We start from the raw sequence: 8,546 nt of genomic DNA, 5'->3' as shown, positions 1-8,546 counted from the left end.
TTTCCTCCGGGCTTTTCCCTTCGGTCTTGCGTTTCCGACTCTATCAGACTCTTTCGTGTCCGATTCCCGGTCGAAGCGGGGCCGCTTTCCAGTTCTTCGCTTTCACGTTTCCCTTTCCGGCGGTTCCAACCTTACCAGATTCTTTTTCGTTCCGTTTCCGGTCCGACTTTGAATTCCGGTGGCCTTTGGAGTGGCCTTGCCTTTCGACTGACTCGACATTACCAGAAGCATTCAGCCGAGCTGATCGGCTGCGTGATTCGGAATAAGAGAATCAATGGCTCTGCGGAAATTCAATTTCCGGTGAGAGCGAGGAAGAGGCTAACCGTTGGGCTCGGACCTGTCCAGTCCGACGCAACCGTTAAAATCTACCTCCCCTCCTCGACCATGTCAACGGTCTTTCGGGGCGAAGAGGAGACTAGCAGGTCAGCGGGGGCGTACGCACATCAGGCGGCGATCGGGAGCTCGGCGCTGCGCTCCGTGGGATCGACGTCGCCCCGGTCACCTGCTCGCGCCGCTCGCCCGCCCAGGATGTAGACGTACGCGAGGAAGGCCAGCTCGGCCGCGATGCCGATGGTGATGCGCCCCCAGGTCGGCAGATCGGAGGGGGTGACGAAGCCTTCGATAACGCCTGAGACGAACAGGACCAGTGCGAGTCCGATGGCCATGCCGATCGCGGCCCGGCCCTGTTGGGCCAGGGCTGAGCGGCGGGTGCGCGGGCCCGGGTCGATGACCGTCCAGCCCAGGCGCAGGCCCGTACCCGCTGCGACAAAGACGGCAGTGAGTTCGAGCAGGCCGTGCGGGAGAACCAGCCCCAGGAAGGTGTCGAGCCGGCCGGCGGAGGACATCAGGCCGAGGCCGACGCCAAGGTTGAGCACATTGACGAAGAGGATCCAGACCACCGGGATGCCGAGGAACGCTCCCAGGACCAGGCACATGGCTGCGGCCTGGGCGTTGTTCGTCCATACCTGGGCGGCGAACGATGCGGCCGGGTGGCTGGAGTAGTAGGTCTCGTACTCCCCGCCCGGGCTGGTCAGGCGGCGGAGGTCGTCCGGAGCCGCGATGGCCGACTGGACTTCCGGATGCGTGCCGATCCACCAGCCGATGACTGCGGCCAGCAGCGTGGAGAGGACGGCCGTGGGTATCCACCAGTGCCTGGACCGGTACACGGCGGCGGGGAAGCCGGCGGTCAGGAAGCGTGTGGCGTCTCGCCAGGAGGCTCGGCGGGTGCCTGTGACCGTGGATCGGGCACGGGCCACGAGCTGGGTGAGGCGCGCGGTGAGCATCGGGTCCGGGGCGCCGGACTGGAGGAGGGAGAGATGGGTGGCTGTGCGCTGGTAGAGCTCGACGAGTTCGTCGGCTTCCGCGCCGGTGAGTCGGCGCCCGCGGTGCAGGAGATGGTCCAGGCGGTCCCACTCGGTGCGGTGGGCGGTCACGAAGACGTCGAGGTCCATGGTCGGCTGCTGCTCCAGGCATGGGTGCGTACGGGTTCGTACTACGGCGGCGCGCTGCTGGTCAGCTTGGCAGACTGGCGTCCCGAGGGGCAGGGAAGATCGGCGAAGGATGGGGTGGCGATGAGTGAGCTCGTGACCGGGGACGCGGTCGTGCTGGGGCTGCGTCCGGCGAAATTGCCCAGTCGGGCGCTGGCGCTGGCCATCGATCTTGCCGTGGTGGGGGCGGCGTTCGTTCTGGTGTCGATCGGGTTGGCCATTGCGACGGCGACGCTGGATGACGCGGCACTCGCGGCCGTATCCGTCGCGTCCTTTCTGCTGGTGCTGGTGGGCGGGCCGATCGCGGTGGAGACGCTCAGCCATGGACGTTCACTGGGGAAGCTGGCGTGCGGGCTGCGGGTGGTCCGGGACGACGGGGGGCCGATCCGTTTCCGGCATGCGCTGGTACGCGGGGCCATGGGGGTCGTCGAGATTCTGATGACACTCGGGGTTGTCGCCTGTATCGCCTCGCTGGTGTCGGCGCGGGGGCGGCGGCTCGGGGACGTGTTCGCGGGGACGCTTGTCGTACGGGAGCGGGTGTCGGCGGGACGAGTCGCTGCTGTGCCACCTCCGCCGCCGTGGCTGGTCGGGCGGTTCTCGGGGCTGGATCTGTCGGCGGTGCCGGACGGTCTGTGGCTGGCGATACGCCAGTACCTGACGCGGATGCATCAGCTCGACGCGCAGGCGGGCCGGTCGATGGCGGAGCGGCTGGCTGTGGAGCTGGCGACGAGGACCGGGGTTCCGGTGCCCGAGGGGGTGCCCGCCGGGGCGTATCTGGCGGCGGTGGTGAACGAGCGGCAGGCGCGGGATGCGCGGCGGGTGTTCGTCGCTGCGCAGACGGGGAGCGGAGTACCGGCGGGTGGGGCTGTTGCTTCCGCGCCGATGGGGTCCGGGCCGTCCGTGGGGGGTGCGGGGGCGGGCAGCGTTCCCGTGGTTCCGGCAGTGGAGGAGGGCGGAGCAGCACGCGCTGCGACAGGATTCGCGCCGCCTGCCTAGCGAGGCGAGGGCGGGGACTCCAGGGCTTCGAGCTCGATCCCGGGGGCCGACAGGACCACGTCCCCGGCGATGTGAATGGTGTGCTGCTCGCCGGTGTCCAGAGCGCTCACCTGGTATTCGTCCACCGTCAGAGGGCCGTTGTCAGTGGCGTGCGCTTCACTGTTGACCAGGGCCCAGGACTGGTCGACAGTGCGGGGAGCGAGGACCGGGTCCGTGAAGGCGACCAAGCGGACGCGGGTCGCGGGGGAATCGGGGGTGAGGCGCAGCAGTCGTGAGGTCGCGACGAGGAATGCGGGGGATGTGCCGGTGAAGGCATGGGCGCGCACATTGCCTTCGGTGGCATGAGTGCCGGTCGGGTCGGTACGGACCCAGGTGACGCCTTCGAGGGCGGCGCCGCGGACCTGCCAGCTCGCGGCGTGGAGTTCGAGCCGGATGGGGCGGCCCAGTTCGTCGAGGGTGAGGTCGACGGAGCCGAGGTGGTCGCCGGAGGGGGCGATGGTCTGGGAGACGTAGCGCCAGCCGGAGGGGCCGGGGGCGCACTGGAAGTGTTCTTCGCCGAGGAGGGTGTGATCGTGAAGATCATGGAGCGAATATCGGCCGCGGGGCATGGGGTCCTTCGAGGTTCCTCGGGCTGAGCGGGTGCGGTACGGGGCAGGCCCCCGACACGGGGGTGCGGGGGCCTGCGCTCGTAGCTGCTGCTGAGGCTGTTCCGTCTGTCAGCGGCCGGTCGTCTGACCGGTGGTGACGTGCGCGGTCGCCGGCGGGCGGGATCAGTAGCGGTAGTGGTCGGGCTTGTAGGGGCCTTCGACCTCGACGCCGATGTAGGCGGCCTGCTCGGGGCGGAGCGTCGTGAGCTTCACGCCGAGCGCGTCGAGGTGGAGACGGGCGACCTTCTCGTCGAGGTGCTTGGGCAGCACGTAGACGTCGGTCGGGTACTCCTCGGGCTTGGTGAACAGCTCGATCTGGGCCAGGGTCTGGTCCGCGAACGAGTTGGACATGACGAACGAGGGGTGGCCGGTGGCGTTGCCCAGGTTCAGCAGACGGCCCTCGGACAGCACGATGAGGACCTTGCCGTCCGGGAACGTCCAGGTGTGGACCTGCGGCTTGACTTCGTCCTTGACGATGCCGTCGATCTTCGCCAGGCCGGCCATGTCGATCTCGTTGTCGAAGTGGCCGATGTTCCCGACGATGGCCTGGTGCTTCATCTTGGCCATGTCGGCGGCCATGATGATGTCCTTGTTGCCCGTCGTGGTGACGAAGATGTCGGCCTGGGACACGACGTCGTCGAGCGTGGCGACCTGGTAGCCGTCCATCGCCGCCTGCAGGGCGCAGATGGGATCGATCTCGGTGATGATGACGCGGGCGCCCTGGCCGCGCAGGGACTCCGCGCAGCCCTTGCCCACGTCGCCGTAGCCGCAGACGACGGCGGTCTTGCCGCCGATGAGCACGTCGGTGGCACGGTTGATGCCGTCGATCAGGGAGTGGCGGCAGCCGTACTTGTTGTCGAACTTGGACTTGGTGACGGCGTCGTTGACGTTGATCGCCGGGAAGAGGAGGGTGCCGTCGCGGTGCATCTCGTACAGCCGGTGCACACCGGTCGTGGTCTCTTCGGTGACGCCGCGGATCTCGGACGCCAGCTGGGTCCACTTCTGCGGGGACTCGCCGAGGGTGCGGTTCAGCAGGGTGAGGATGTGGCCGAACTCCTCGCTGTCCGCAGTCGACGGGTCCGGGGCCGCACCGGCCTTCTCGAACTCGACGCCCTTGTGGACGAGGAGGGTGGCGTCACCACCGTCGTCGAGGATCATGTTCGGGCCGCCGGTGGGGGTGTTCGGCCAGGTCAGTGCCTGCTCCGTGCACCACCAGTACTCTTCGAGCGTCTCGCCCTTCCAGGCGAAGACCGGGACGCCCGCGGGCGCGTCCGGGGTGCCGTTCGGGCCGACGGCGATGGCCGCGGCGGCGTGGTCCTGGGTGGAGAAGATGTTGCAGGAGGCCCAGCGGACCTCTGCGCCGAGGGCGACCAGGGTCTCGATCAGCACGGCCGTCTGCACGGTCATGTGCAGCGAACCGGTGATGCGGGCGCCGGCCAGCGGCTGCGCGGCGGCGTACTCCTTGCGGATCGACATCAGGCCGGGCATCTCGTGCTCGGCGAGGGTGATCTCCTTGCGGCCGAACGCCGCGAGGGAGAGGTCTGCGACCTTGAAGTCCTGTCGATTGGCGACCGTCGTCATAACGGGCTGCTCCTCGTGATGGGTGTCGAGGTGGGCACGGCTGGCTCTGCGGGGGCGGGCACACGAATGCCCGGGCGCTCCGCAGCGCAGTCCGTCGGAGGCCCTCTCTCCCTCGGCCGGTCCCGTATGAGGACCGATCGACCGCCATCAGCAGCGACGTCTGACACTGCCGTCGAATCTACACCGACCGGCCCAGTCGCTCCCAGCCCGCCCAGGACGGGGAGTGGCTGGGAGGGCAACGCCGGGAGCGGGCGGGAGGGCCGGTCGGGGGCGGCTGGTGGGTGTACGCGGGTGGGTCAGTGGCCGGAATCCGTCGAGGTGCCCGGTGTTCCGTCGGGGGTCGTGCGGGGGGCGTTGTCGGGCGCTCCGCCCGGGGTCTTGCCGGGGTTGGTGCCGGCTGCTGCGGCGGCCTCGCTGTAGATGTCCGGTTCCAGGTAGATGACCCGGGCGATCGGGACGGCTGCGCGGATGCGGGTCTCGGCGGCGTTGATGGCGTTGGCTACTTCGGTGGCCGTGTCGTCGTGCTGCACCGCGATCTTGGCGGCGACGAGCAGCTCTTCCGGACCCAGGTGGAGCGTACGCATGTGGATGACGGCGGTGACCGTGTCGCCGTCGACGACCGCGTCCTTGATCTTCTCGACCTGGTCGGCGCCGGCGGCCTCGCCGAGCAGCAGGGACTTCGTCTCGGCGGCGAGGACGATCGCAATGACGATCAGCAGGACACCGATGCAGAGGGTGCCGATGCCGTCCCAGACACCGTTGCCGGTCGCGAGGGCCAGGCCGACACCCGCGAGGGCAAGGACCAGGCCGATCAGTGCGCCGAGGTCCTCCAGCAGGACGACGGGGAGTTCGGGGGCCTTCGCCCGGCGGACGAACTCCTTCCAGGAGAGCGAACCGCGGGTCTGGTTCGACTCCTTGATGGCCGTACGGAAGGAGAAGCCCTCGGCGATGATCGCGAAGACCAGCACACCCACCGGCCAGTACCAGGCCTCGATCTCGTGCGGGTGCTTGATCTTCTCGTAGCCCTCGTACACCGCGAACATGCCACCGACCGAGAACAGCACGATGGAGACGAGGAACGCGTAGATGTAGCGCTCGCGGCCGTAGCCGAAGGGGTGCTGGGGGGTGGCTTCGCGCTGGGCCTTCTTGCCGCCGAGCAGCAGCAGTCCCTGGTTGCCCGAGTCGGCGACCGAGTGGACGCTCTCCGCGAGCATCGACGACGAGCCACTGAACAGGAACGCCACGAATTTGGCCACTGCGATCGCGAGGTTGGCGGCGAGTGCCGCCACGATCGCCTTGGTTCCGCCTGACGCACTCATGGGTGCCTGGTGTCCCTTCTTCGGTGCTGCGGCCCTGGCGCCGCGGTACGGCCGGACATTGTTGCAGTCGCTGGCGCGAACGGTACGTCAGGCCACCACTGTGGCGCGGAACAGAGTGCCTGTTCCGGATACTTCGACCTCTTCACCGGAGGGTACGAACACCGAGGCGCCGGGAGTGAGACCGAGTTCGCCCGCCTTCGGGGCTCCCCCGGTGCAGAGCAGGATCTGCGGGGTGTCCCTGGTCAGATCGACGGGGGCGGCGCCGGGTGACAGGTCGAAGCGCGAGAGCCGGAATTCGTCCACGGGCGTCTCGTACAGCTCCTCGCCGGACGGGGACGCCTCGGGGCGCAGGACACCGGGGTCGGTCGCCTCGAAGCGGACGATACGCAGGAGTTCTGGCACGTCGATGTGCTTGGGCGTGAGCCCGCAGCGCAGCACATTGTCCGAGTTGGCCATGATCTCGACGCCGAGGCCGTCGAGGTAGGCGTGCGGAACACCCGCACCGAGGAACAGGGCTTCGCCGGGCTGGAGTTCCACGTAGTTCAGCAGCATCGCCGCGATGACACCGGGGTCGCCGGGGAAGTGGTGGGCGATCCGGGCGTACGGGGCGTGGGCGCCGCCGAGGCGTTCGGCGGCAGCGGCCGCCAGGTTCACCGTTTCGGCCATCTCCGTCGGGTCGGCGCTGAGGATCGCGGTGAGGACCTCGCGCAGGGCCGCCTCTTCGGGGTGGGCGCCGAGGAGGTCGACGTACGGCTTGAGCGAGTCGACGCCGAGTGCCGCCATCGCCTCGGCGGCCTCGGTGGGCCTGCGGAAGCCGCACAGGCCGGCGAAGGGGGTGAGCGCGCAGATCAGCTCGGGCTTGTGGTTGGCGTCCTTGTACGTGCGGTGGGGTGCGTCGATCGGTACGGATCGACGCTCCTCGTCCTCGTAACCCTGCTTGGCCTGTGCGAGGTCGGGGTGGACCTGGAGGGAGAGCGGGGCGCCTGCGGCGAGCAGTTTGAGGAGGAAGGGCAGGCGGGGGCCGAACTTTTCGACGGTGGCCCGGCCCAGTTCGCGCTCCGGGTCGGCGGCGATGACGTCGGTGAGAGGCTGCTCGGGGCCGGCCTCTCCGGTGCCGGCTGCACGGGTGAGGCGGGAGGGGGCTCCGGGGTGGGCGCCCATCCACATCTCGGCCTGGGGTTCGCCGGTGGGGGCGATGCCGAGCAGCTCGGGGATGGCGGTGGTGGAGCCCCAGGCGTAAGGGCGCACGGTGTTGGAGAGCCGGTCCATGAGTTCGTCCTTGTGAGATGCGTGGATCGGGGGGTGTGCGTGGTGCGGGTCGGCCCGGGCGGTCAGGCGCGGGCTGCCGAGGCGAGAGCCAGGTAGACGGCGGCGAAGTCGGTGACCGCGAGGAGTTCGGCGAGGGCTTCGAGGTCGGTGCCCTCGTCCGGTTCGAGTTCGCTGATCGCCGTGTCGTGGCCGAGAGCCAGTTCGCGGGCGGCGGGCCCGGCGCTCAGGCCGCCGGTGGGGCGGTCGCGGAGCAGTACGACGCGGGCGTGCAGGGGCTCCGGCTCGTCGACCCTGTCGCGGAAGAAGTCGTCGGGGTCGGCCCCGGCGGCGAATGTCCCCGCCAGCAGTGCGCCGTGAGCGGGAAGCGCCTCGGGGAGTTCGGCGGCGAGGGCCGGGCGGCCGGAAAGCTCGGCCAGGACGGCGGCGAATCTGCGGCCGACCGGGGCCGCGGCTTCGCCCTCCGTCCAGATGAGGGGCAGGCTGTCGGCGAGCTCGGCAGCGAGGGTCTTGGCCGGGTTGCTGTACGTGGCGATGGCCGGACCGCAGCGTTCCGCGGTGCGGTCGAGGCGGTCGGCGACGCCCTGCAGCGCCTCGGCGGGCGCGGTGACCAGGCCGACCCGGTCGAGCAGCGCGAGCAGCGGGGTGAACAGGGCCCAGAGCGTGCCGGGGCCCGCGGCCGATGTCTCGACGTCGTACTCGCCGTGCGGGGCGGAGGCCATCGGTACGACGAGTCCGTGCGCCCCGTCGATCGCCTCGCGCAGCGGTGACTGGCGGGGGGCGACGGCCACGACGCTGCAGCCGCGGCGGTACGCCTGTTCGGCGAGAAGGGAGAGGCCCGGCTCGGAACCGTCGGCCGTGACGATGAGCAGCAGGTCCACAGAGCCTGCCCAGCCGGGCAGCGTCCAGCGCATCGCGCCCGCGGCGGGGGCGACCCCGGTGGGGTGGATGCGGGTGACAGGCGCGGAGGCGCCTGCCAGGGCCGTGATCAGGTCGGCGACGCCGGACGCGGCGGTTCCGGAGCCCGCGACGAGTACGGCGCGGGGACGGCCCTCCGGGTTCAGTGCGGCGATCCCGGCCTCCGCCGCGTGCCGGGCGGCGGTACGGACCCGGGCCCCGGCCTCGGCGGCGCCGCGGAGCAGGCCGCGGCGGTCGGCTCGGGCCAGGGCTTCCGGGGCGTCGAGCAGCGACTCGTCGAGCATGGGGACGGTCCTCCGATCACGTGCTGATCACCGTGCGGGGCGCGGGGC

Annotated in this window: 7 protein-coding genes; 1 reads left to right on the top strand and 6 read right to left on the bottom strand. The window is 70.0% G+C overall.

Annotated features, from left to right (window positions below):
* Positions 1-443: 443 nt before the first annotated feature.
* Positions 444-1,451 (bottom strand): stage II sporulation protein M, encoded by a 1,008-nt coding sequence (locus IEZ15_RS27890; RefSeq protein WP_114244846.1) that lies wholly within the window; start codon positions 1,449-1,451, stop codon positions 444-446.
* Between the two features lie 120 nt (positions 1,452-1,571).
* Here IEZ15_RS27890 and IEZ15_RS27885 point away from each other — a divergent pair, with 120 nt between their 5' ends.
* Complete coding sequence (locus tag IEZ15_RS27885; protein ID WP_189279866.1) at positions 1,572-2,483, top strand: RDD family protein; 912 nt, start codon at positions 1,572-1,574, stop codon at positions 2,481-2,483.
* Here IEZ15_RS27885 and IEZ15_RS27880 read toward each other — a convergent pair.
* From IEZ15_RS27880 to IEZ15_RS27860, 5 genes are all read right to left on the bottom strand, one after another.
* Positions 2,480-3,091, bottom strand: coding sequence for a hypothetical protein (locus tag IEZ15_RS27880; RefSeq protein ID WP_114244847.1), 612 nt, complete (start codon positions 3,089-3,091; stop codon positions 2,480-2,482). The genes IEZ15_RS27885 and IEZ15_RS27880 overlap by 4 nt on opposite strands.
* Positions 3,092-3,253: 162 nt before the next feature.
* Positions 3,254-4,711 (bottom strand): adenosylhomocysteinase, encoded by a 1,458-nt coding sequence (gene ahcY, locus IEZ15_RS27875; protein WP_114244848.1) that lies wholly within the window; start codon positions 4,709-4,711, stop codon positions 3,254-3,256.
* A gap of 296 nt (positions 4,712-5,007) precedes the next feature.
* Positions 5,008-6,030: a cation diffusion facilitator family transporter gene (locus tag IEZ15_RS27870; RefSeq protein WP_189279858.1), complete on the bottom strand. Its 1,023-nt coding sequence runs from the start codon at positions 6,028-6,030 to the stop codon at positions 5,008-5,010.
* Positions 6,031-6,117: 87 nt separating this feature from the next.
* On the bottom strand, positions 6,118-7,299 hold the full coding sequence (gene manA, locus IEZ15_RS27865; RefSeq protein ID WP_189279857.1) for a mannose-6-phosphate isomerase, class I: 1,182 nt from the start codon (positions 7,297-7,299) through the stop codon (positions 6,118-6,120).
* 62 nt (positions 7,300-7,361) lie between these two features.
* On the bottom strand, positions 7,362-8,498 hold the full coding sequence (locus tag IEZ15_RS27860; RefSeq protein ID WP_114244851.1) for an SIS domain-containing protein: 1,137 nt from the start codon (positions 8,496-8,498) through the stop codon (positions 7,362-7,364).
* Positions 8,499-8,546: the final 48 nt, after the last annotated feature.

It is taken from the genome of Streptomyces atratus, from assembly GCF_014648655.1.
GTDB lineage: Bacteria > Actinomycetota > Actinomycetes > Streptomycetales > Streptomycetaceae > Streptomyces > Streptomyces atratus.
The sequence above is the reverse complement of the archived record's forward strand: the minus strand, read 5'-3'. Positions and strand labels throughout refer to the sequence as shown.